The organism is Halanaerobacter jeridensis (assembly GCF_016908315.1).
Taxonomy (GTDB): domain Bacteria; phylum Bacillota; class Halanaerobiia; order Halobacteroidales; family Halobacteroidaceae; genus Halanaerobacter; species Halanaerobacter jeridensis.
Genome location: NZ_JAFBDQ010000001.1, coordinates 97,328 through 122,522, shown reverse-complemented (window position 1 = coordinate 122,522; position 25,195 = coordinate 97,328). Strand labels below are relative to the sequence as shown.

The following is a 25,195-nucleotide window of genomic DNA, read 5'->3' as shown; positions in this document are numbered from 1 at the left end:
TAAACTTGTGAAATTTGATCTCTGTACCCTAATATTTAGAAAAATAATATCACTTAGGGTACAGAGTTCATAACTCATCCCCACACTATTGTGGTGGAGGAGTATTAACATTATAATTGTTAGAACTACTTTCAGATTTATTTCTCTTTTTTAACTGGTCAATCAATTCAGGAGCTAAATTTAATAATTTGTCTAAAGTAGCATTATCATTAACCGACATCATACGTACTTGGTCCTGTTTAACTATTAAAAAAGCCATCGGTTGTAACATTACCCCTGCTCCACTACCACCACCAAAATTAGCATCTTGACTTTGCTCTTGATTATTTTCTTGTTCTTCTAAATCATACTGAGCTCCTCCAGCAGCAAAACCAAAATTAACTTTAGAAATAGGAATAATCACCGAACCATCTTTAGTTTCTACTGCATCACCCACAATTGTATTGACATCAACCATTTGCTTAATATTCTGCATAGCTTGATCCATTAACTTAGCAATTGGGTGTTCTTCCATTTTTCTTTCACTCTCCTCTTCAATTCAAAGCACATGATAGTTACTGCTATAAGTATAAGTTTCCCCAATCTAAAGGTGAATATTCCTTTAAATTCAACCATTAACGACTGTTCTTTAGTAAAGTTGGGTACAACATCAATAATTGGCAACTCTTTAAATTCTAGTTTAGTTTGTAAAATAGAAATTAAAGAACTTTTAACAGACCATAATAAACCAGTCATCATACCTGTATGAGCTGGATTTTGACAGCCAAAACTACTCCGCCAAGAAAATAAAGCACAATTATGAGTTAATAAAAATATTAATTCAAAACGAGAAATAATACGTTTTATAACTTTAATTGCATGTTTTAATTCTTTTAATTCTTCTTCTGATATTTCTTCTTTAAATTCAATATTAGTCTCAGAAAACAAACTACTAAAAGTTCCTTTTAATTCACTAGTAGGAAAAGAAAATAATCTCTTAAAATCAATAAAAGATAATTTGAAATTATATTTTAAAAAGAAAATTTTCAACTGCATAGTTAAATCGTCCTTATCATTTTTGCGCTGATAATCAAATGCTAACTGTATAGGAATAAAGTATAATAAAATAATAAATATAATTACAAATAACAAATAAATTTTCATTGCTAACTCCTTTCTTCACTAGTTTATTATTTTTGCACAATTAATAAAGAAATATACTTTTCATCTATATAAAGTGGCACTTTTTTGTGCCACTTTATAGTGACAAGTCAAGAGTAATCAGTAATGAGTTAAAACCATAAAGTCAAAACCTCAAAAGCTGTTTAACCCCCTTTGAAAATAAAGGTTTTGCATTTGATTTGGACTTTGTTTTTGATTTTCTACTCATCACTCTTTTCTCATTACTCATTACTATAAAGCTTCACCAAAAAGTGAAGCTTTATATAGAAAAAGAGCAACCACGCTGTTACGCGCAATTGCTCTCTAAATCACTCACTATCCTCTTGTTCTTCTTCCTCATCAGGTAACTCTTCTTCTGATAATTGACTCCTATCAAATTCTTTAGCTGGCGGCAATTCTTCTAAACTCTCTAAACCCATATACTCTAAAAATTTATCAGTCGTGCCATAAATAATTGGATTTCCAACTGTATCTTTACGACCTTCATCTGTAACTAAGCCTCTCTTTTGCAGAGTATTCAAAACACGTTCCACATTCACTCCGCGAATGTTTTCAATCTCAGTTCTCGTAATTGGCTGCTTATAAGCCACAATAGCCAGAGTTTCTAAAGCAGCTTGGCTCAATTTATTGTCCTGCTCTGGTTTATGATGTTCCTTAATTGTTTCCTGGTATTTAGCTTTAGTTTGAAAGATATATCCATCATTAAATTCAGCTAGTTCTATACCGCGTTCAGGTACTGCATATTCTTCTTCTAATTCAGCTAAATATTCGCGCACTTCTTTAGCCTCTGCAGCAGTTGACTCTTTAATCTCTTGAACTTTAATTGGCTCAGTAGCCATAAATAATAGTGCTTCTATCTCTGCTTTCTTTTCTTCTCGGGTCATGCTGTATCACGCTCCACATGATAAATCATTACTTCAGTGAAATTACTCTCTTGTTCTACTTTTACTTCTTCTATCTTAATTAATTCTAATAAAGCCATAAAGGTAACTATAATTTCTAATTTAGACTCTAACTTAGAAAAGATCTCCCACAAAGTAGCTTCACCATCTAGCTTAACTACTTGCTGCATGATATATCCCTTTTGCTCTTTGATAGTAATTTCTTCTGGTTCTAAATGGCTAATATTGTTGTCTTGTTCTTCATTCTCTTCTTCTTTGCGCTGTTTCTTTTTAGTCAATACTTGTTCAAAAGCAGCTACAAATTCATCTAATTTAATATCTTCTAAGGGTGATTCTTCTTCAAATTCTAACTCTGATAATAAAGGAGCTACATTACGTGTATATGACTTACGTTGTTCTTGTTCGAATTCACGTAATTCAGTAGCTAAATCTTTATATTTTTTATATTCTAATAATCTTTCTACTAGTTTTTGCCTTGGGTCTTCATTATCTTGATTATCATCTTCATCTTTACTAGGTAGCAGGGTTTGGGCCTTAATCTCCATTAACCGTGCTGCCATAATCAAAAACTCACTTGCTACGTCTAAATCAAGACGCTGCATAGTAGCAATATAATCTAAATATTGCTCTGTGATTTCAGCAATCTTAATATCATAAATTTCCAACTCATCTTTTTGTAATAAATGCCATAGTAAATCAATCGGTCCTTGAAAGGCATCAATTTTAACTTCATAGGACATAGTTCGTTCCTGCCTTTCTATCTCATATTCATTGCATTTTTCACTTCAGCTAAAGTCTGACTTGCAATTTTTCTTGCCTGTTGAGCACCTTCTTCTAAGATCTTATCTAACTGCGCTGGATCTGCTAATAATTCTTCTCTTTTAGCTCTAATATCAGCAGTTTGAGCAACTAATACTTCAGCTAATTCCTGCTTACAATCTACACAACCTAATTCAGCACTCCGACAGTCTGCAGCAATTTTCTCTACTCGTTCTTCATTGTTAAATATTTTGTGAAAATCAAAAACTGAACAAACCTCTGGATTACCAGGATCACTTAATCTAATTCGATCAGGATCTGTTACCATTTGATTCACTTTATTTTGAATTTCTTCTTCATCATCCGCTAAATAAATGGCGTTACCATAACTCTTACTCATCTTACGTCCATCTAATCCTGGCAACCGTGGCACTTCTGCTAATTTAGGTTCTGGCTCAGGAAATACATCTTCATATAAATGATTAAATCTTCTTGCAATCTCTCGTGTGATTTCAATATGCGGTAATTGATCTTCTCCTACTGGTACTACATCAGCCTTAGGAAATAGAATATCTGTAGCCTGTAGCACCGGATACTCTAGTAATCCAAAAGGAATCGCATCATTTTCTCCTAATTCTTCAATCTGCTCTTTATAGGTTGGATTTCTCTCTAATCTACCTACTGAAACAATCATTGATAATAACAGATTGAGTTCAGCTATTTCTGGAATATCAGACTGCACAAAAATAATACTCTCCTCTGGATCAATCCCTGCACTAATCCAATCTGCGACCATTTCTCTAATATGCTGCTGTATATTTTCAGTTTGATCATATTTAGTAGTTAAAGCATGCCAATCAGCCACCTCAAAAACACAATTATAATCTTTTTGTAGTTGTGACCAATTGTCTAACACTCCAATTAAATGACCTAAGTGCAACTTACCTGTAGGACGCATCCCACTTAAAATAGTCTTTTCCTTATTCGACATTTGTAATTCCTCCTGTATATAAAATTATAAATTTAAATAATTTTACTTACTAGATTATATAAAGTATTGTAACACATTAAAAATGGGAATTCGAGCTAACAAAGCAAAGATAGGGTTTATAACAAATCTAATCCACCCCATAAATACAAACAATAGTAAAAAGAAAGGTCCATAGGCCTCCAAATTTCTAATTATCTTTTCATTACCTTTAGGAATTAATCCTTCCATGATTTCTGAACCATCTAAAGGCGGTACAGGAATCAAATTAAAAATAGCTAATCCCAAATTAATTGCTACCCCTAAACCAAAGAAGATCACTACAATTTCTGGCTTAATAAGCTTAGTCAACAATCCACCAAATAAATTAAAGGTGATTCCTAAAATAACTGCTATCAATACATTAGCAGTCGGTCCTGCTAAACCAACAAGCATCATTCCTTGTTTTTGATTACTAAAATTACGCGGATTAACCTGTACGGGCTTAGCCCAACCAAATCTTCTTGTAATTAACAATACTAAAGTTCCTAACAGACTCAAATGAGCCATAGGGTTTAATGTTAATCTCCCCTGCATCTTAGGAGTAGGGTCTCCTAATAAATCAGCAGTCTTTCCATGAGCATATTCATGAAACGATAGTGAAAACAACAGTAACGGAATTAATAAAATATATTGAACTAACATCATCTTATTCACTCTCCCTTTCAGCTAACAACTGTTCTAAATATTCCTTTTCTTCTTCATAAGTTTCAACTTCACCATTTAATTTAGCTTTCCTAACTTCATCTAAGACTTCTCTAAATATGGGCCCAGGACTATAGCCTAAGGCAATAATTTCTTCACCACTTACTTCAATATCAGTCCACTGCAATTTTTCTAAATATAATTTAATTTCTTCTTCTAAAGAGAAATCTTTAATTAATAAGAACAACATATCTTCAATTGCTAACCCCTGCAGAAGATAATAAATGGCACTATTATCTTCTGCATCATGTAAAATCCGAATATATTTATCTGCTTTCAAACTAGTCATCAAACGATCAAATAGGTTTTTATTAATATTAAATTTATTAGCAAAATCTTTAATTTCTGTTTCATTTAACCCATGGACTAAGACAATCAAATATAAAACCCATTCTTCAAAACTAGTGACTATTTCTAAATCATGCAGCCAATCTAAAACTTTAGTCACATTATTCTCTAAAATTTCGGTTTCATGGTTCCACTCAATCCCTGGCGAAAAATAGCTTAAAATATTATATTCATCCAATAAAGAAATAAAGCGCACAGGATTTCTATCTTTTAGACCCAATTCTAATTTATTAAATAAACGATCACTACTTAACTTCTCAATTACATCTAATTCAATAGCATGTTTAAATAGATCTTCTGTATTTTCTTCAAAATTATAATCATAACGACTAGCAAAACGAAATCCTCTGAAGATTCTAGTCGGATCATCATATAAGCTAAAGTTATGCAGCAAACGAATTAATCCCTTTTCTAAATCTTTTTTACCTGAAAAATAATCTACTAACTGTCCAAATGAAGCTTGATTTAATTGAATAGCTAAAGCATTAATAGTAAAGTCTCGTCTAAATAGGTCTTGCTGAATAGAACCATGTTCTACTTCAGGCAAACTTGCTACTTGAGGATAGTATTCAACTCGCGTAGTGGCTATATCTAATTTCAAATCTTCTAATGAAACAACTGCCGTACCAAATTCATGATAGATATCTAAATGACCACCTAACTCTTTTGATAATTCACGAGCAAATTCAATCCCATCCCCCTCTACTACTAAGTCTAAATCATGATTGACCTGCCCCAGCACTAAATCACGGGGAAAACCGCCTACAATATATAGGTCAAAATCTAAAGAATCAGCCATCCGACCAGCTTTTTTTAATAATGCAAGTAATTGTTCATCAATTAATTCTAATTTATCTGAAATATCATATCTTTTTTCTTGCACTTGCACTAAACTACGACCGTAAAGATTTTGTCTATTCTTAAGATAATCATCAGTACCATAAAATAATTTTAATAAATCACTGCGCGTTACAATCCCAATTAATTCTCCTTCAGCGGTAACAACAGGTAATCTACCAATATCATGCTCTACTATAGCTTCTTGTACCTCTTTCAAAGAGGCATTAGGTTCAATTGTAACCACTTCCCGGCGCATATATCCTTTCACCGGCGCATGTAATAAATCATAATTACGAACTTTATCTATATCACGACGAGAAATAATACCCACAATTTCATTATCTTTTTCTACAACTAATCCTGAATGACCGTGCCGCAGCATCATTTGGTCTGCTTCTCTCATTGTAGTATCAGGAGTAATCGTCTCTACAGGAGTAGACATAATATCTTCTACCAAGATAGCTGGATTAATCTTTTCTTTGACTACTTGCAATACCTTCTCCTGCCATTCAATTAACTCCCATTCATCAGAAGTTTTAATTGTAGCCGAAGCAGCGCGGTTATGTCCACCACCACCAAAATATTTCAATGTTTCTCCTACATTAATACTATCATCATTACTACGACCTACAATTAATAATTTTTGATTATATTTAGCTAATACAAATAATGCATCAGCATCATGTAATTCATTTAATTTATGAGCTAATAATGAGACATCAGGTATGTATTCTTCCATCTCTGCTTGGAAGATATCTATTTCGTAACCCTTAATTGATATTTGATGAATAGAATCTAATAATTTGTTAAATAATTCTTGTTGTTTGCGGTTTAAAGAATACTCAATATATTCTTCTACAATCTCTAAATTAGCTCCTTGGTCTAATAGATATCCTACAGCTCGAGCATCTTCAGAGGTTGTTGATTCATAAATTAAACAACCAGTATCTTCATAAATTCCTAGAGCAAATAACGTTGCTTCAAAAGAAGTCATATCTATACCTTGACTATAAATTTTATCAACTAACATTGTAGAAGTAGCCCCAACTGGTTCAATGATTTCTTCAGCATTTTGAATTGGATTATTACGTCCTAAATGATGGTCATAGATTAAAACATCAACATCATTTTCTTCTACTAAATCAGAAAAAGGTCCAATTCTAGCTGCTACTCTAGTATCAACCATAATAATTCTATTAATCTGCTTATAATCTATATCACTTGGTTTTTTAACTGTAATTCTATCTTTATATAAAGACATATATCGCTTTACATTATTCGTAGTCTTACCTGAAAAAACCATTACAGCTTCTGGATGTAATTTTTTAGCTGCTACCATGGCAGCTAGTCCATCAAAATCTGTCCGTTGATGACTAATTATTATTTCCATTTTTTCACCTCAAAATATGGATTAATATAAATAAATTTGCTTTTAGTTTGCTGCTCATTTTCTATCTTATGTAATTGTATCATAAAACAAGATTAAAAAAAAGCACAGAACCCAGCAATTCCAAAACAAAAAGAGCTATTTTAATAATAGCTAAAATAGCCCTGAAATATATTGCTTATAATTCTTTAATGAAAATTATAATTCTTGTCCTTCTTTTAAATGGGTTGTTTTAAAAAAATATTTATAATCATAATTTTTAAGTTCTTGAGCAACTTGCTTTGCTCTATCTTTATTTACAAAAGGACCTACATATATCTTGTATAATTCTCTTTTAATCAACACAGGGTCAAATTGATTAGTTCTTAGCTCTTTTAATAATTTTTTCGCATTATCTCTATTCTTAAATGCCCCTAACTGTAATACATAATGTTTAGTTACTGGTTCTTGAGACATTAATTGAGAAATAAATAATAGCTTAGGACTTTTATAAGTTTCTTGTTCATCCTTAGCTTGTTGTTTGAGATTTGTTTTATTGCTTTCTTCTGTTCGAGTACTTTTTGAATCTGTAGAAGCATTTTCAGATGAATCTTTTGCAGCATCTTCATTCTGTTTTTCGCTTCTAACTGGCTGCTTATCATCAAGGTCTATAATTTTAGGAGTAATAAAAATTACTAATTCTCTCTTCTCATGTTCGGTTTTTTCTGTTCTGAATAATTTTCCTAAAACAGGCATATCCCCTAAGAAAGGTATTTTAGACATGTTTTCACGTTCCGTTTCTTGAATTAATCCCCCGATGGCAATAGTCTGTCCATCTTTAACTTCCACTTTAGTCTGCACCTTCTTCACACTAGTCTTAGGATAACGATTCTGTCCTACCTCTTTCCACTCTAAAAAAGTAGTAACTTCTGGCTGTAAATCAATAAATATTTTACCATTCTCCCTGATCTTAGGCAAAATATTTAAATCAATTCCTACATTACGGTATTCTACCTCAGTCGAAGTCTCAGTAGTTCCATCATCCTCTTCAGTTGTTTCTACCTTAACAATTGGAATTTCATCTCCAATATTAATATGAGCTTTTTCTCCTGCCATAGTTGTTATTTTAGGATTAGCTATTACACTTGCTGCCCCTGAATTTTCTAGCACATTTAAGGAAGCCTGATAACCAAACTCTAGGTCACCAACTTGAAAACTATCAGCATCTGAATTAGAACTACTATCTATTTCTCCTTTGCTACCTAACTTCCAATCAATGCCTAATTCCTTCAGTTTAGTATGAGAAATTTCTTCAAATCTTACTTGCAAAGAAACCTGTTGTCTAGAATAATCTAAACCTTTAATTGTCTGGTCTATTTGCTCTAAATCATCCTGATAAGTAGTAATTATTAAACTATTAGTCCGCTCATTAATTTTAATTGTGCCTTCTTCTACTAAATGGTCAATATTTTCTTTAATCTTCTCTGGATTAGCATTTTCTAATTTGAAAATTTCGGTGCGCATTTGATTATAATTATTTTTAATCTTTTCCTGGGGGGCAATATAAATTGTCCCCTTAATAAGCTGATAGTCTAAACCATGGGTTCTAGTTAAAGCATCTAAAGCATCATAAACAGTGACATCATTTAAATAAAGCGTAGCAGTACCCTGAACTGAACTATCAATTGCAATATTCATTTCTGTCATTTCTGCTAAATTTCTAAAAGCTTCGGTTAATGGCAACTTACTAAAATTAATATCTAAATTCTGTTGTTCATCCGCCTGCACTGCAAAATTTATAATAAATAACGAGATAATGACTAAAATTATAATTCTGCTTTTTTTAAGTCGTTTAATTTTGATTACCCCCTTGTGCTTAGTTTACTGCTTCTTTTTCTTCTCTTCCCCTCCTAACCAAAAGGTGAATCTTTGCTCAGCCTTTTTTAGAACCACATTATTCTCATTTATTTCCACTAATTTAAAACCCTTTATTTCTTCACCAACAGTTAATCTTTTTATTTCTTTCCCTACTGCTATACTTACTAAACTACGGTTATTGTTTTTTAAAATACCTAACAATTTAAAAAACGGGCGCGGATTTTTAGCTTGCATCTTTTCTTTATTTTTTTGACTTTCAGTTCCAGATTTTTTCTCCTCATTAGCTATATTTTCCTGTTCTTCATTCAATTTTAGTTCTGAAATAAAAGGAGAAATAACTCTAATCTTTTTCTTCTGTTTAGTAGTAGTTTCATTTAATTGAACTGTTACTTCTTCTTCTACTGTTAATGGCTGATCCATTTCTGCTTTAAATTGGGCTAACTGCTCTAATTTTTGTTGCCAATTATTATTATAATATAAGTACAGACCACTACTTAAAGCAATTATTAATAAAATAATAACCCATTTTTTCAATTATTCATCAGCCCCTTCTATAGGAAAAATTAGAGTTAAAGAAGCCTTTAACTCTTTTCCTTTATTAGTAATTGTTAACTCTTGAGTATTATGACTATATTTCAACTCTGCTAAAAAATCATAAATTTCTTCAAACTGACCCTTAAGAGCAAAAGTCAACTTTAGATTATTAGTCGGATTAGAATTGAATTTTATATCTTCTACTACTTGATAAGCATTTAAGTTAATAATAAAATCATTGATTCTATCAGAACTTAAAAAATCAGTAGTACTTTGCTCTTTTAATTTTTTCTCTAATTTTTTATTTTTAAGTTTTAATTTTTCTAGAGTTAGTAATTTTTCTTTATTATCTTCTAGTCGATTAATTTCTTGACTTAGTTTAACAACTGCTTGTCCTTTTTTACTTTCTAATTTATTATAGATTAAAAAATAATAACCAGTTGCTAATAATATAATAATTAACAGAATAATACCTAGCTTGCGATTCATAACTTACTCTCCTTTCTGCAATTGGCCCTCAATCCTAAATATAACAAATTTTTTTCGCTTATTAATCTCATCTAAGTAAAACTTCTGTAATAAGCTCGTCTCTTCTAATTGTCTGTTTAATAAATTCAAATACTGCATATCTTTAGTAATGCCACTAATATTAAAATTTTGTTCACTAAATTCAAAACTCTGCAATTGTATATCAGGAGAAGCAAGTAAACTCAATTCTTCCCAAACTTCTTTCGCTTCAGTCATTTCTTTAAGTTGCTGTTGTTTAGTCTCAATTTTTTCTTTTATATTAGCATTTTGCTCTTCAATTTTCTCAATCTGGGCTATCTTATCTTTTAATTTTTGATTCTGTTTAGCTACAACTTGCTGTTTTTCTTTTAAAAGCTTAAGCTCTAAATAACTATTTATAGTATAATAAGCAACAGCAAAAATTAATAAAATAGATAATATAATTAATATAAAATAAATAAGTCCCTGTCTTTGTTCCCAGATAAATTCTTTTGTTAGAAAGTTAACCACTCAATAACAACCTCCTCTCTAATCATTCTTTACCCTCAGGGCCAATCCTTTAGCAACTGAAAATTCACTTTCCTCTAAACGCTGCGTAGTAATTCCCACCTGATTTTCCAAATATTCTTTAAGTCCTTTAACCTTACTACTGCCACCAGTTAAGAACAACTTAGAAACTGTACCCCGATATTCAGATTGAAAATAGTCCAAAGAACTATAAATCTGGGTTCTTATCTCCTCCAGTACTAATTTTAAATCATCTGTTTCAATCTCTGTCTTTTTATATTCTTCTGCTTCCTCTATTGTCATATCATTTATTTTAGCTAGTCTTTCACTAATATGTTGTCCCGCAAAGCCAAAACTTCTAATAAAGACTGGCTGACTATTTTTAGCAATTATTAAATCAGTTTTATTCTTGCCAATATCAATTAAAGACACTGTCTGTTGTAAGTTAGGATGTTGCTGATATAAATAACGAATATTAGCATGAAATTCTGTTTCTATCACTTGCGGCTTAAAACCTAATTCTTTCATTTGATCAAATTTATCTTGAATCAATTCTTTGTCTACTGCTAAAGCAATTATATATTTATCAGCAAAAAAATCAATTATTTCATACTGCAAAATCAAATTAGGCTCTTCAAATTCTAATTCAATCATCTGCTCTATCTCATTTTCTGATAAATTTTCAGGCACATCAAGAAATTTAATTCGAATTTGATTACTATCAATCGCAGTCACTAAATCTTTAGTATTAAAATCTTCTTTTATCTGTGTACTTAAATCTTGATATTCTTTAGTCTTAAAAGTATTGTCTTTATACTGAGCTGCACGAATACTATTCCCTATATCGATACCCAATTGAGCATCAGAACCAAATATGCCAAACAAAAAATCACCTCCACAATATTACTTTAATTCTTATTTATCTCCAATTGTTCTATTTTTATATAATCAATTCTTACTGTTCCATCTCCATTAGTACTATTCACTTTAAATACAGGTCTGAAACTTTCTACTGCTGAATCTAAGATAGTAGGATTTATCCCAGTAGGTACATTATCTGCCCCAGTAAAATATCCAACAAAAGTTTGCCAACCATCACTAGCTTGCAGAGACACATCATTAGCCGCTACATAATAATTATCTATTGCTTGTTCATTAATATCTAATCCCTGTACACCAAGGAAACACTTTTGGCCCCCTGAATTAGGGTCTTGTTCTTGCTTAACTCTAGCACTTACACGATAGATTTTACTAGGATCATAATTAGAATTACTATCTTTATAATAAGTCTGTTCATTTATTAACTCTAAAGCCGAATTATTTACTGCACTATTGTCATCTACTACTTCTGTATTTTCTCCAACATTTAAAGGAGTAACTTCTAAATTACGAAAACGAGCATCTTTTAAACCATCTGCCATTGGCCCGTAGCTCCCAGATTCCAAATCACTATCATTAGCTTCTAAGACTGGAGTCGGATTATCATTAAAATAGACTTTTAAATTATTTCCTTCAGCTCGAATCTTAATATTAGTCCAACTAGCTAAACTATATTTATCATTAGGCTGAAAATCAAAAAAATAATCATTATCAGCAACTAATTCTGATAAACCTGAGCTAGAAGTTTTCTTATAGATAGCAATTTCATGATATTCAATCTTAAAAATAAAAATATAATCAACTTTCCTTTCCCAACTAAATAAATAATAATTATCCTCATCTTGATATCTAAATACAAAACCCATCTTGTCATTATCATCATTATTATTTCTCATTTCTACTTCAATTTCATAATCCTGCAAAGCAATATCATTAGAATTATACATCCCACTAATTACGGAAGGCTCCTTTTTAGTATATAAATATTGCTCACCACTATTATAACCCCAAATACTATTACCACTATTATTTCCAGGTGGTCCGCCCCCGTTTGGTGGTCCAGCATGGTCGGGGGGACCACCTCCTTCAGGGGGTCCAGCATGGTCAGGACGACCTCCACCATTATTTCCATTACCACCAGTTACTCCAAAATACTGCCACGGTCCTGTTTTATTATTTAAACTAATATTTTTGGGCTCTTGATTAGGATTAACCCAATTATTAAATTCAGCAAAATTATTATAATCGTTCATTAGAACAGGCATTTCTTTTTTTACCGCTAATTTTTTATTTCGTCCATCTACTATACCTTGACTACTTATCAAAAGTTGACCTTGATTATTAATTTCAACTGTAGTCTGATATGAGCCTGCCCCTAAATTACTAGCAGTTGAACCTAAGGTGATCTCCCCTGCTTCTAAGTTATTAAGTTCTTCTTCTAAACCAGCTCTAGCTAACTTTTTAGCTTTTTCTAACTTTTTATCACTTTCAAAACGATTAGTATCATTATAAATAATTCTATTCATCGCAGTAATAAAAATTATTGAAACTGATAACAAAATCAGCGTTAAAATTAAAACTGCTCCCTTTTCACTATTAATTTCCACTTCAATCACCACCTAAGTTAGCAGAGCTTTATAAAGTCAAGCGACTATTTAAAATCAATTTGTAGTATAATTAACAGAGCCAATATGAAAATATTTTGTTATTTGTTCTTTGAAATCTCCACTTTTTAAGCTAATATCTACTTTGATTAATCTAGCTTCAGCTTTAGTAAATTTAATATCAGTTACTACTTCACTATACTGCTCAAGATTAGATTGACTATAAGTTACAAGTTCATCACTACTAGTCGCCTCAAAAACACCGTCTTGATTTTTATCTAATTTCAGTTCTAGTTGCTGGTCATTCACTAACTCATAATCAATTGCTTGACTAATATCCTTTTCTAAATAAGAAATGAACAACTCACTATTTTCCACTACTTTAGCCTGATTAGTGTTAAACTGCCATATCTCATACTGGCTAATAATTGTTCCTCCTAAAGCAGTAGCTAGCATTCCCACTACAGCAACAACCATTACTAATTCTAGTAAAGTGAATCCTTGTTCTTCTTTATATAATTTTGCCTTCCACCTCACATCAGATCACCACACAAATACTGAATTTATATATCACTAATTGATAATCAACAAAGAATAAATTATAACGCTTCATTCTCTTTTAATTATCAATTAGTTTTTCGCTGCCACCAAAAGACTTTTTGATACTGCGCTCCAGAGATTGTACCATTATTGCCCCCAGCATAATCATAAGCAATATCACCGGTACCTTCATCTAATTTCCAATAGCCTACTAAGCCCGCTTCTCCACCTTTAGATTCTTGATACATTTTAGTTTCTATTTCTGCTTTTGATAAAGCTGTCTGCCATAACCTAATTTCTTTTAATTGAGCAGTTGTATATTCTGATAATCTATCATCACTCTTATGGCTAGCTGCTACTAATAAAGAATGGTTATTGCTTAAAATAGTATCATTGATATTAATACTATCCTGCAATTGACCATCTAAATAAAATAATTGTTTAGTTCCTGTAAAAACTCCAGCTACATGATGCCACTTGTTATCAGTTAACTCCTTATTACTTTCAAGTGGCTGATTTCCAGCATCATCATAAGTTACAGAGAATGCTAACTTTCCATCAGATAAATATTCAAAGAACCAAGAAAAATCAAATCCACTTTGATAAGTTCCTTTAGCTACAGGAACAGCAGATGACCCGCTGGCTGGTTGAGCAGTAGCTTTAAACCAAAATTCTATAGTCATGGGTCCTGTAATATCTAAACTAGCACTATCCTTAATTTCAACATAATCATCACTGCCATCAAAATCTAATGCATATTCTTGATTTCTTTTATCAGTTATCATAGTGTTTAAAGTAACTTGACTATCTGGCCAACTAACTGTTACTTTAACCTTAGGCGGATTTGAAAAAGATACTTCCCTTTCAAAATCTATTTTATAATCAGTAATTGTAGTTGATTCTGCATTAGCTATAGCAGTTAATTCAGCTTTGAAATCATCACTTAGATCTAAATTTCCTGCTTCAGCTTTCATCTTTTCGAGAGAGTTTTTAGCTAATTCAGTAGCAATATGATGAGTCTGAATATCTTCTAAAGCTCCTGTGCTAGTCTGCCAATAACCCATCACAGCAACTGCTAAAATACCTAAGACAGCAGTTCCTAATATTATTTCTAAAAGAGTAAATCCTGCTTCAGATTTAAGACCAAACATAAGATTTCACCACACAAAGTATTATAGTTTATAGTTGATAATGTACAATTGACAATTAAAAAGCTAAAGTGTGAAATGGGAGCCCGAGCCAAAAAGATTGGCCCGGGACTTATCTACCTATAAATGATTTAATAAGTTGAATAACCACCGCCAGTACTAATTTTAGAGCTACTAGATTCAATATAATAAGTAGTCCCATTTACTTCTTTGTACACAGAGTAATTTTTATTATCATCATCTACAGAATAATTATACCCTGTACTATCAATATTTAAATCAGATAAAGCATCAGGATATTTATTATTATTACTTTCATTTAACTTATACTGCTCTAAAGCAGTTTGAATACTAGATAAACTAGCTTTTGTACTATTCACCTGTGCATCTTCTTGAATATTACCAATCTGTGGTACTACAATTGCAGCTAAAATACCAATCACTGCAACTACTACAATTAATTCTAATAAAGTAAAACCTGCTTCTTTTTTTAACATCTCTTTCATATCATTTTCCTCCTTAAATTTTATTTACAATTTATTTTGGGGATGCTAAAGTAGGCGGCTGCTCGGCATCTAGCTTTTTTTCTACACCAAACTTACGACTAGATACATATAAATAGTCATCTACTCTACCATCATTATCAAAATCAAGCTTAATACTGACTACATATTCTTTTTTATTTTGAAAAGTACGATATCTAAAGTCATGTTCATTTATTTTAAATATAGATAAATCCTTAGGATATTGTAAGCTATCATTTCTAGCTCTGTATTGAGCCAACATCTTCTGTAAATTAATCAAACTAGCTATCATTTCTTTCTGTTCTGCTTCCTGTTGAAAATCAATAATATAAGGTATTACTAATCGAGCCATAATCACAATCACTAACACCAACAAGACAAGCTCTAAAACGGCAGGGTCTTTTTTCTAAACCACCACTTATTTCTTTCTTCTTGTTCAGTCTCTCTTTCCTCCTTCAGCAGCACCACCTCCTTAAAAACTAATTAACTTAAAAACTAATTAACTATTTTCACCCCATGCCTTGGGACATCTTAAAGATAGGCAATATAACTGAAGCTACTATTCCTCCAATGACTACTGTTAAGAAAATAATCATCATTGGTTCTAACATTGATACCATTTTTTCGAATTTTTCTTCTACTTCTTCTTCATAAAAATCTACAATATCCTCTAATTTTTCATCTAACTCTCCTGTGTTTTCTCCTACTTGGATCATTTGTAGAGCAATTCCTGGAAAGACCTGCTGCCGTTCTAGAGCCGTAGTAATATTAATTCCATCTTTAATCCGTAATCTAGCTGTTTCCAATTTATTTCTAATCACTGCATTATCGATATTACGATTTACTATCTCCATACTCTGTAAAAAAGCCACTCCACTTCTTTCTAGCAAGCTTAAGTTTTTTGCAAATACGATTAGTGAATTCTCTAAAATAAAAGATTTTAAAACAGGAACCTTTAACATCAATCCATCAATCATCTCTTTTCCACTTTCAGTCTGATAGTAATAATAAATCCCTACTATAGACCCTACTACAGCTGATAATACTGCCCACCAATAACTAGTCATAAAAGAACTAATCCCTAAAACTATCTTTGTTGGTAAAGGTAGTTCTACATTTAACTTTTGAAATGTCTCCATAAATTTAGGTAGTACTGTCACCATTAATAATATTAAGACAGTAATTGAAGCTAACATTGTAATCACAGGATAACTAATAGCTGAAATAACTTGCTTCTTCTGTTGATTCTGTTTTTTAAAATATTCGCCTAAATTAGTCAGAGTCTGATCTAAAAATCCACCTGTTTCTCCAACCTCTACTAACTTAATGAAATAATTAGAAAAAACTTCCGGATGCTGCTTTAATCCATCTGATAAACTTTTTCCTTTTTCTATTTCTACCGCTAAATCTTCCGTCACTTCCCGTAAAGTCTTATTTTCAATCTGCTGGGCCAAGGAATTTAGCCCTTCTACAATAGGAATTCCAGAATGCAACATAGAAGATAACTGACGACAGAATAAATATTTATCTTTTAATCCTACACTTTCAGCAGTTAATTCAATACTATTTAATTTATCAATAATCCCTTTAAAGCTAAAATTAAAATTGTTCTTTTCTTTAACTTCAAGCGGAATTAAACCTCTATTTTTTAACCTGGATAAAGCTGTCTGCTTGTCAACAGCTTCAATTGTACCTACTTCTTTATCACCATTTTTGGCCCGAGCCTGATAATTAAAATTTTTCGGCAGTATCATCACCCCCAAAAAAACAGTAATGAGTAACAAGTGAAGAGTCATCAGTTAAAAACCAAAGGAAAATTCAAAATAAAAATTGTTAGATAGTTGACTCATTACTGATCACTGTTTACTCATCACTATTCTTACTCTATATTAGCCACACGCATAACTTCTTCCACACTAGTAATTCCATCATTCACCTTTTTTAATCCGTCTTGAAATAAAGTATCCATTCCTTCTTCTTTAGCTATCTTATTTAATTGTGTAGAAGTACTCTGCTTCACAATTGCTTCTTTAATAGAATTAGATACCATTAACAACTCATGAATAGCAGTTCGTCCTTTATAGCCAATATCTTTACATTCACTACATCCATCTGCTTGATAATGAGTAAAATCTTCTTCTAGATACTCTTGTAAATGTTGGTACTCTTGCTCATCTCCCATAACTTTGCATTCATCGCATAATTTTCTTACTAGTCTCTGTGCTACTACGCCAATCACTGAATCTGCAATTAAGAACGGTTCAATCCCCATATTGATCAATCTACTAATTGCTCCTGCAGCACTGTTAGTATGCAAAGTACTTAATACTAAGTGCCCCGTTAAAGCAGACTGTATAGCTGTTTCAGCTGTCTCCTTATCTCTAATTTCACCAACCATAATAATATCAGGATCCTGACGAACAAAAGTTCTTAAAGCACTTGCAAAAGTCATATCTTTTTTAGGGTTAACTGGAGTTTGAGTAATCCCTTCGAGGTTATATTCAACCGGGTCTTCAATGGTCACAATATTTTTCGTTTCTTCATTTAAATAATTTAACCCAGTATATAAAGTAGTCGATTTACCACTGCCAGTAGGACCAGTTAATAAAATCATTCCATTTGGTTTTTGAATTAATTGTTTGAATTTTCTTAAATTTTCATCAGAAAAACCTATAAAATCAAAACTTAAATTCAAACTACTCTTATCGAAAATTCTAATTACTACTGTTTCACCCAATGAAGAAGGTAAAATAGAAATACGCAAGTCAGCTTTATAGGGGCCAAATTCAACATTAATTCGTCCATCTTGTGCTTTTCTTCTTTCAGCAATATCTAGTCCACTCATTACTTTAATTCGTGATACAATGGCCATATGTATATTTTGCTGGAAATCCATTTCTGTATGTAAAACACCATCAATTCGATAACGCACTCTAGTACCTTGCTTAGTCGGTTCAATATGAATATCACTAGCCTCAGTTTGAATTCCAGTAGCAATGATTTTATTGACTGTTTTAATAATTGGAGTCTCTTCTAACTGCTGCTCTAAAGCCCCTTGGTCAATATTTTCTTCATCCTCTTCTACTTGTTCAAAGGCCATCTGATCAATTTCTTCTAGAAATTGTTCAATTCCCATTTCTCCTAAATAATTATCAATTAATTCATCAATTTCAGTAGGAGTAGCAATTCTCGGCACTACATCTAAATCAGTTTCATCTTCTATCTCATCCATTACTACTATATTTTGAGGATTTTCCATTGCTACAATTAATACTTGTCCCTCTCTACGAATTGGAAAAATTCTTTCTTCGCGAATATAATCAGAATCAACTATATTAATAACTTCATCTTGAATGTTTTCTTTATCAATATCCTTTAATCGCAAAATTCCTAATTGACGATTTAAAGCCATAGCAATCTGCTCTTCACTGACAAACCCTAAATCTTTAAGCACTTGGCCTAGTTTTTTATCTGAATTTTTTTGTTGACTTAATGCTTCTTGCAGTTCTTCCTCAGTGATTAAATCTTCATCTATTAAAATATCTCCTAATCGTTTCTTCTTTAACCCCATTGTTTTCCTCCTCTTTCCAAATAGGAGTTATTAAATTATAATTATATCAAATTATTCCAATTGGCAACAAAAAAATATTGTATACTGAATTATTTTTGCTCTTTTATTTTATTTCGACAGACTAAGGGAAATTACCTCCTTTTGATTCAAAAAAATTATTTTTTAATCTTTCTTGAAATTAAAACTATAGATATTAAAAAAAAGCAGACCACAACTGGTCTGCTTTAAGCTAATCTAATTATTTATTTTTTTAATCTATCTGGTACAACATCATTAGAAATTAAATCTTGATTAGTTTCAGGTTTAACAATCCAATCAACATTATCTTCACTCACTAATAATACACCAGGTCGAGGCAGGCCATTATAATTACTACTCATAGAATAACCATAAGCACCTGTACAAGAGATCAATAATAAATCTCCAGTTTCAACTGTTGGTAATTCAATATCTTCAATAAATATGTCACCAGATTCACAACACTTACCTGTAATTGTAACCTCTTCTTCTGGTTTTTGATCTGCTTTATTCGGAATAATAGCTTCATAATCAGCATCATAAAGAGCTGGTCTAATATTATCTGACATTCCGCCATCAACAGCTACATATTTTCTCACATCTGGTATTTCCTTAATTGAGCCAACTTCATATAGAGTAGAGCCAGCAGTTCCTACAATCGAACGACCAGGTTCATTAATTATTTTTGGTAGTGGCAAGTCTAATTTATCACAAACAGCTTTAACTTCATCTGCTACAATCTTAGCATATTCTTCAATATCAGGTTTCTCTTCATCTTCAGTATATGGAATTCCAATACCTCCACCAAGATTCAATTGTTCTAAAACTACTCCTGCTTCTTCATGGATTTCTTCAATGAACTCGATCATCACGTCAATAGCTTTAGCAAAAGATTCTAGTTTGAAAATTTGTGAACCAATATGACAGTGAATTCCAACTAAATTTAAATTATCTAAGTCTACTGCCTTTTTAATAGCCTCTAAAGCTAACCCATTTTGAATTCCTAAACCAAATTTAGAATCAGTCTGTCCTGTTTGGATATAACTATGTGTATGCGCTTCAATTCCTGGAGTAACTCTCAATAATATTTCCGGTTTTTTATCATATTCTTCCGCCATTTGATTCAATAAGTCTAATTCATAATTATTGTCTACTACAAAATAACCAATATCAGCCTCTAAAGCCTGTTCAATTTCTTGAGGAGTCTTATTATTACCATGAAAATAAATTTCTTCTGTTGGAAAGTCTGCTTCTAAAGCAATACTTAACTCTCCTCCAGATACTACATCTAATCCTAAACCTTCTTGGTCAATAATTCTAGCCATTGCTACAGATAAAAATGCTTTACTAGCATATAAAGTCTGTGAATTAGGATACCACTTATTAAATGCCTCCCGATAAGCCCTGCAATTCTTTCTAATTTCTTTCTCATCCATAATATAAAGCGGAGTATCATATTCTTCTGCTATGTCTACTAAATTCTGATTACCAATCTCTAACTCTCCATTTTCATTAATCTCCATTGTTCCCTGTAATTTCATTTAAATTAACTCCTTTCTCCCTACTCAATTTTTTAATATACTAAAAAAAGCGATTATGACCTATCCCATAATCGCTTAGTAAACGTTTGGAGATAGCTCTTCACATAGGTGAAAGTTCTATAACTATTAATTATAGAACCAACTGCAAAGCAATAAGCTTTGCAGTTTCGGCAGTCTTCCCTTTCATTAAAAATTACTATTGAATTCTGCTCCTCTATCTTAGTCTTTATTTTAGGTTATATTAACATACTACTTATTGCTTGTCAATAAAATTTTGAGATTGATTATCAATATTTTTTTATTAATAATAATTATTTCTATTACTAGGCAGGAATCAAAAATTAACTTATAGAATTATTTATATAGAAAAGGAGGCAAACAATTAATGAAAAAATCACGCATTAAATCTCTTAATCAACAATCTCTACAAAATGGAGAGTACATATTATACTGGATGCAAGCTTCACAAAGAGTAGCTAACAATCACGCTTTAGAATTAGCTATTGAAAAGGCCAATAATTTAAAACAACCTTTAGTGGTGTTTTTTGGGTTGACTGCTAATTTTCCCGAAGCAAATGCTAGACACTATTATTTTATGCTCGAAGGATTACAGGAGGTCCAAAAAAAGTTAAAAAAACGTAATATAAAAATGATTATCAGACATATATCACCACCTGAAGGAATCAAAGAATTAGCTGAACAAGCTTCATTAGTAGTTACTGACCGCGGGTATTTAAAAGTAGAAAAGGACTGGAAAGCAAAAGCAACACAAGAAATTCCTTGTCCTCTATTACAAGTAGAAAGTGATGTTGTAGTTCCTGTCGAAGAAGCTTCAGATAAAGAAGAATATGCTGCTTATACCCTACGTAAAAAGATAAATAAGAAGTTAGATGATTATTTAAATCCTATCGAAACAAATCAAATTCAGGTCTCATCACTAGATTTTAAAATGGAAGGATTAAATTTAGATAACTTAGAGCAAATAATTAATGACTTAAATATAGACGAAACTGTAAATAAATCTCCTGGCTTTACTGGGGGGAATTCTGAAGCTCAAAAATATTTACAAGATTTTTTAAGTAACAAATTAGATAAATACGAAGAATTAAGTAATGATCCAACTACTGACTATCTATCTCACCTAGGTCCTTATTTACATTTTGGTCAAATATCACCATTACATGTGGTTTTAACAGCTAAAAAATATCAAGACAGTTCGGGCTTAGAAGACTTTCTAGATCAAATAATAGTCCGGCGGGAATTAAGTATCAACTTTGTCTATTATAATCAAAATTATGATGGCCAATTAAAAGAAATCCTTTCAGAATGGGCTTATGAAACACTTCAAGAACATAAAAATGATTTGAGAGAGTATAATTACAGCCGTGAAGAATTTGAAACTGCAAAGACACATGATCCTTACTGGAATGCTGCTCAATTGGAAATGATAGCTACTGGTAAAATGCATGGTTATATGCGGATGTACTGGGGTAAAAAAATATTAGAATGGACAGATGATCCTCAAACTGCTTATGACATAGCTCTTTATTTAAATAATAAATACAGCTTAGATGGGAGAGATCCTAATTCCTATGCTGGTATAGCTTGGTGTTTTGGCAAACATGACAGGGCTTGGCAGGAAAGAGATGTCTTCGGTAAAGTCAGATATATGAATGCTAATGGTTTAAATAGAAAGTTTGATGCTGATTTATATGTTAACCAAGTAGCTAAATTATGTAACAAACACAACTTAGAGCATAATCTACCAACTGGGTTACTTTAATTCCCAGTTGGTTTGATTATTCACTAGGTTCTAATTCATAATTTTTGCTTTGTCGACCATAATAATTAGTGCCCCAGACTCCTAAAATAATTAATAGACCGCCTAATAAATGAAACCAATAAAAAGGCTCATTCCTCAATAACACTCCTGCTAATACAGAAATAATTGTCGTTAAATTGGTAAACACTGCTGATTTATAAGCTTCTAATTTCGATAACATAAAATTAACCATTAAAAAGGCCATTACTGAAGATAAAATTCCAAGATACAAAACTGCTATTAGAACATCTTTTGTAGCTAAAGGAGCAAAATAATTAGCTAATTGACCTTTTGAATAATGACGCAGTAAGGACACTCCATTAAAAAACAAAGCACCAATACTCATCATAATATAAGTGATCTCTATTGAAGTGAATTCTAATGAAGATTTACGGGATAGAATATTATATATCCCAGCCGAGATTACTGCTCCTAACAATAAAAACAGTCCTGTTGTATCACTGCTAAAATCAGTATTGCTCTTCATAAAAATAATCAATATTACTCCTACCACAGAGGTAATAATAAATACTACCTGCTTTTTACTTGGCGGTTCTTTTAAGAAAATTGTAGCTAAGATTGCTACTACAACTGGAATTAAAGCAATCATCATGCCTGCTTCAGAAGCAGTACTTAACTTCAATCCCAAAGTTTCAAAAATAAAATAAGCCACTGGTTGAAATAAAGCCAAAAGGAATAATAAATTTAAACTTTTTCCTTTAAAGTTAATTTTAATTAGACCCATTACTTTTAATAAAGTTAAAACTATAAAAGCACAAGCGAATCTGAAACCTAATAAATGAAAAGCTTGGATATTATCTAAAGCTTCTTTAGTAAACAAAAATGAAAAACCAAAAATCACTGATACAAGTAGCCCCGCGAAAATAGGTAAATATTTTGTTTTCTTATCCATTATAATCCTCCTTCAAATAGCTCTGAAACTAAAAGACAATTGTTCTAAACTATAGCAAAAACACTTAACAAGTTAAGTGAAATCCAGCGGCTACTTTTAAATTATTTTTCTGCTGTTCATTAAAAGTCTTTACTGCTTGATTCGTCTTTTCTACAATTAGCTCTAAATCATCCGTTAAATCTTGTCTTAAATTTTGCGGCACAGTCATCACTCCTGATTTACCAGTTCCAATAATCAACAAATCGGGCTTTTGCTTCAAAACCCAAGTTAAATCATTGCGGCATAAGCTATGTCCTTCTTCGCGCCACCAATCAGCCTTTATTTCTTCATCACAAATTAATAAATCAGAACTATACTTTTGATTATCAATCACCATTTCTCCAAAGGAATAATTTTTAATCTCCATTTTATCCCCTCCACAAATTGCTGTTTACTCTGTGTTTTCTTGCTTCATAATATAATTACTTAAAGACTCATTTAACTCTAAAACTCCAGCAGCTCGAGTTAAAGCAACATAAATTATATTTATTTCTTCGCTTACTTCTTCAGCTGTTATTTTTCCCTTATCCAACAACTTCTTGATTAAAGCCACATCTAAAAAATCATCTTCTAAAACTAACTGCTGATATTCCAATCCCTTAGCCCGATGCAAAGTCGAAAGGATAATATCAGCTTGAGCTTTATTATCTAGAGCAAAACGGTTAATTCGTTTAACATAATCTGGAATTTGTCCCTTGTACTTATCTACTACCTTAATTAAATATTTTAACTCTAAATCATTGACATTTTCAGCATACTGCTTCATTTCTTCATAACTAGAAAAAGGAACTAATAAAGGGTCACTATAGGGCTCACCTTGTCTAAATTTCCAGGCTTCAATGAAAGTAGAAAAATTATAAGAATAAACTCCACCTTCAAAATATATTCTTCTCCCTTTTTTGATTTTAGCTACTGCATTATCAAAGACTTTAGCTCTAGTTCGACACAATTTAGTATAACTACTATTTCTATTAACTTCTCCTACTCGTTGATTTTCATTCTTAGCCTTAATTTTAATTGCTCTATCTCCTTTAAAATCATGGAGAAGCAAATTACAAATTTGGGCCAATTCCTCACCAATTCTGAAACTATGTGTTAAATAGTATTTTTCTCCTGATATCTTCTGCAGAGCATCAACAGCTCCATTCCAAGCATAAATCTGTTGATTGGAATCTCCTACTGCTACTTTTTTCATATCTTGTCGCTTAAAAATATCAATTATTACTTCATTTATATCCTGGGCTTCATCTAATAGCAATAAATCATATTTATAATCTAATTGCGGCTTAGTTAATTGATATAACTTAAGATAAAAGTTGTGAGTAATATCTATATCATTATTAGGGTTCTTCTTCAGTTCAAATACTTTTTTAAGTAATTCTAATATTTTATCCTTAGGATTTTTTAATTCTTGTCTCAAATCATCTAAATAATCTTCAATACTAAACGCTGACGAACGCAAATAATTTTTAAACAACCTATTTACTTCAGCAAGCAAATCAACTTGATTAGGATTACTAAAATCATAACCTAAATCTTGGGCCAACTGATAAGTCTTATACTTATAGCTTAATTTATTTTTATATTTATAACCTACTTGTCCATAAGCTAAACTATGTACCGTCCGTACCTCAGTTTTATCTAAACCATTAAACTTTTCTTCTGCCTCTTGCTGCATTGATTTATTAAAAGCCAAATACAGAATTCGCTGTTGCGGACGAGCCTGAGCAAAATTATATAAAGTAGTTGTTTTTCCACTTCCTGCACCAGCATTAACTATTATCTTGTCTGCATTTGACTCTACTACACTCTTTTGTTCTGATGTCAACAAAATTTTTACCTCCCCACAGATGACCTTAACAAAATCAATGGATAAATTAACCAACTTAATAAAATAAAGAATAATGCACCCAAATAATTAATTTCTAATACTCTTCGCTGCTGATACCAATAAACAAGAGCAAATAACAAATTAAATATTACCCCTACTAAATAAATTAATACAATTACATTCATAGTTATCAATCCTTTATTAGTAATATATATTAGTAGTCTATATATA

The 25,195-nt window shown here is 31.6% G+C and carries 25 protein-coding genes and 1 riboswitch; of the genes, 1 reads left to right on the top strand and 24 read right to left on the bottom strand.

Annotated features, from left to right (window positions below; all coding sequences use genetic code 11):
- Positions 1-85 precede the first annotated feature (85 nt).
- From ytfJ to lysA, 20 genes are all read right to left on the bottom strand, one after another.
- Complete coding sequence (gene ytfJ / locus JOC47_RS00645) at positions 86-514, bottom strand: GerW family sporulation protein (RefSeq protein WP_204700028.1); 429 nt, start codon at positions 512-514, stop codon at positions 86-88.
- Positions 487-1,143, bottom strand: a complete 657-nt coding sequence (locus JOC47_RS00640) for a DUF2953 domain-containing protein (RefSeq protein ID WP_204700027.1) — start codon at positions 1,141-1,143, stop codon at positions 487-489. The genes ytfJ and JOC47_RS00640 overlap by 28 nt, the downstream gene beginning before the upstream one ends.
- A 326-nt stretch (positions 1,144-1,469) precedes the next feature.
- Positions 1,470-2,045 (bottom strand): SMC-Scp complex subunit ScpB, encoded by a 576-nt coding sequence (gene scpB, locus JOC47_RS00635; RefSeq protein ID WP_204700026.1) that lies wholly within the window; start codon positions 2,043-2,045, stop codon positions 1,470-1,472.
- Positions 2,042-2,803, bottom strand: coding sequence for a segregation and condensation protein A (locus JOC47_RS00630; protein WP_204700025.1), 762 nt, complete (start codon positions 2,801-2,803; stop codon positions 2,042-2,044). Before JOC47_RS00630 ends, scpB begins: the two co-directional genes overlap by 4 nt.
- 17 nt (positions 2,804-2,820) lie before the next feature.
- Complete coding sequence (trpS, locus tag JOC47_RS00625; RefSeq protein ID WP_204700024.1) at positions 2,821-3,813, bottom strand: tryptophan--tRNA ligase; 993 nt, start codon at positions 3,811-3,813, stop codon at positions 2,821-2,823.
- A gap of 54 nt (positions 3,814-3,867) precedes the next feature.
- The gene (locus JOC47_RS00620; protein ID WP_204700023.1) at positions 3,868-4,497 is read right to left on the bottom strand and encodes a site-2 protease family protein; all 630 of its coding nucleotides are present in this window, start codon (positions 4,495-4,497) and stop codon (positions 3,868-3,870) included.
- Position 4,498: 1 nt separating this feature from the next.
- The gene (locus tag JOC47_RS00615) at positions 4,499-7,132 is read right to left on the bottom strand and encodes a CBS domain-containing protein (RefSeq protein ID WP_204700022.1); all 2,634 of its coding nucleotides are present in this window, start codon (positions 7,130-7,132) and stop codon (positions 4,499-4,501) included.
- Positions 7,133-7,327: 195 nt separating this feature from the next.
- Positions 7,328-8,896 (bottom strand): secretin GspD/PilQ domain-containing protein, encoded by a 1,569-nt coding sequence (locus JOC47_RS00610; protein ID WP_204700021.1) that lies wholly within the window; start codon positions 8,894-8,896, stop codon positions 7,328-7,330.
- A 93-nt stretch (positions 8,897-8,989) separates the two neighbouring features.
- Positions 8,990-9,520, bottom strand: a complete 531-nt coding sequence (locus tag JOC47_RS00605) for a hypothetical protein (protein WP_204700020.1) — start codon at positions 9,518-9,520, stop codon at positions 8,990-8,992.
- Entirely contained in the window at positions 9,521-10,009 is a 489-nt protein-coding gene (locus tag JOC47_RS00600; RefSeq protein ID WP_204700019.1) for a hypothetical protein, read from the bottom strand.
- A gap of 3 nt (positions 10,010-10,012) precedes the next feature.
- A complete protein-coding gene (locus JOC47_RS15840) occupies positions 10,013-10,537 on the bottom strand; it encodes a PilN domain-containing protein (RefSeq protein ID WP_204700018.1) in 525 nt (174 codons plus the stop codon).
- An 18-nt stretch (positions 10,538-10,555) separates the two neighbouring features.
- Positions 10,556-11,419: a pilus assembly protein PilM gene (gene pilM / locus JOC47_RS00590; RefSeq protein WP_204700017.1), complete on the bottom strand. Its 864-nt coding sequence runs from the start codon at positions 11,417-11,419 to the stop codon at positions 10,556-10,558.
- Between the two features lie 23 nt (positions 11,420-11,442).
- The gene (locus JOC47_RS15270) at positions 11,443-13,020 is read right to left on the bottom strand and encodes a LamG domain-containing protein (RefSeq protein WP_204700016.1); all 1,578 of its coding nucleotides are present in this window, start codon (positions 13,018-13,020) and stop codon (positions 11,443-11,445) included.
- A gap of 54 nt (positions 13,021-13,074) precedes the next feature.
- The gene (locus JOC47_RS00580) at positions 13,075-13,554 is read right to left on the bottom strand and encodes a prepilin-type N-terminal cleavage/methylation domain-containing protein (protein WP_204700015.1); all 480 of its coding nucleotides are present in this window, start codon (positions 13,552-13,554) and stop codon (positions 13,075-13,077) included.
- A gap of 89 nt (positions 13,555-13,643) precedes the next feature.
- Positions 13,644-14,708 carry a LamG-like jellyroll fold domain-containing protein gene (locus JOC47_RS00575; RefSeq protein WP_204700014.1) on the bottom strand — a complete coding sequence of 355 codons (1,065 nt, stop codon included), beginning with the start codon at positions 14,706-14,708 and terminating at the stop codon, positions 13,644-13,646.
- Positions 14,709-14,836: 128 nt separating this feature from the next.
- Positions 14,837-15,211, bottom strand: a complete 375-nt coding sequence (locus tag JOC47_RS00570) for a type IV pilin protein (RefSeq protein WP_204700013.1) — start codon at positions 15,209-15,211, stop codon at positions 14,837-14,839.
- Positions 15,212-15,242: 31 nt separating this feature from the next.
- On the bottom strand, positions 15,243-15,581 hold the full coding sequence (locus JOC47_RS00565; RefSeq protein WP_204700012.1) for a hypothetical protein: 339 nt from the start codon (positions 15,579-15,581) through the stop codon (positions 15,243-15,245).
- 157 nt (positions 15,582-15,738) lie between these two features.
- The gene (locus JOC47_RS00560) at positions 15,739-16,983 is read right to left on the bottom strand and encodes a type II secretion system F family protein (protein ID WP_204700011.1); all 1,245 of its coding nucleotides are present in this window, start codon (positions 16,981-16,983) and stop codon (positions 15,739-15,741) included.
- Between the two features lie 125 nt (positions 16,984-17,108).
- On the bottom strand, positions 17,109-18,800 hold the full coding sequence (locus tag JOC47_RS00555) for a GspE/PulE family protein (protein ID WP_204700010.1): 1,692 nt from the start codon (positions 18,798-18,800) through the stop codon (positions 17,109-17,111).
- A 242-nt stretch (positions 18,801-19,042) separates the two neighbouring features.
- Positions 19,043-20,359, bottom strand: coding sequence for a diaminopimelate decarboxylase (gene lysA / locus JOC47_RS00550; protein ID WP_204700009.1), 1,317 nt, complete (start codon positions 20,357-20,359; stop codon positions 19,043-19,045).
- An 85-nt stretch (positions 20,360-20,444) separates the two neighbouring features.
- Positions 20,445-20,584: riboswitch (Lysine riboswitch) on the bottom strand.
- A 160-nt stretch (positions 20,585-20,744) separates the two neighbouring features.
- Here lysA and JOC47_RS00545 point away from each other — a divergent pair.
- Positions 20,745-22,142, top strand: coding sequence for a deoxyribodipyrimidine photo-lyase (locus JOC47_RS00545; RefSeq protein ID WP_204700008.1), 1,398 nt, complete (start codon positions 20,745-20,747; stop codon positions 22,140-22,142).
- 16 nt (positions 22,143-22,158) lie between these two features.
- On the opposite strand, the gene JOC47_RS00540 is transcribed toward JOC47_RS00545, so the two are convergent.
- The 4 genes from JOC47_RS00540 to JOC47_RS00525 form a co-directional block, all read right to left on the bottom strand.
- Positions 22,159-23,094 carry a DMT family transporter gene (locus tag JOC47_RS00540; protein WP_204700007.1) on the bottom strand — a complete coding sequence of 312 codons (936 nt, stop codon included), beginning with the start codon at positions 23,092-23,094 and terminating at the stop codon, positions 22,159-22,161.
- 64 nt (positions 23,095-23,158) lie between these two features.
- Positions 23,159-23,500, bottom strand: coding sequence for an Mth938-like domain-containing protein (locus JOC47_RS00535; protein WP_204700006.1), 342 nt, complete (start codon positions 23,498-23,500; stop codon positions 23,159-23,161).
- Positions 23,501-23,524: 24 nt separating this feature from the next.
- On the bottom strand, positions 23,525-24,964 hold the full coding sequence (locus JOC47_RS00530; protein WP_204700005.1) for a UvrD-helicase domain-containing protein: 1,440 nt from the start codon (positions 24,962-24,964) through the stop codon (positions 23,525-23,527).
- Between the two features lie 5 nt (positions 24,965-24,969).
- Positions 24,970-25,149, bottom strand: coding sequence for a hypothetical protein (locus JOC47_RS00525; protein ID WP_204700004.1), 180 nt, complete (start codon positions 25,147-25,149; stop codon positions 24,970-24,972).
- Between the last annotated feature and the right edge of the window lie 46 nt (positions 25,150-25,195).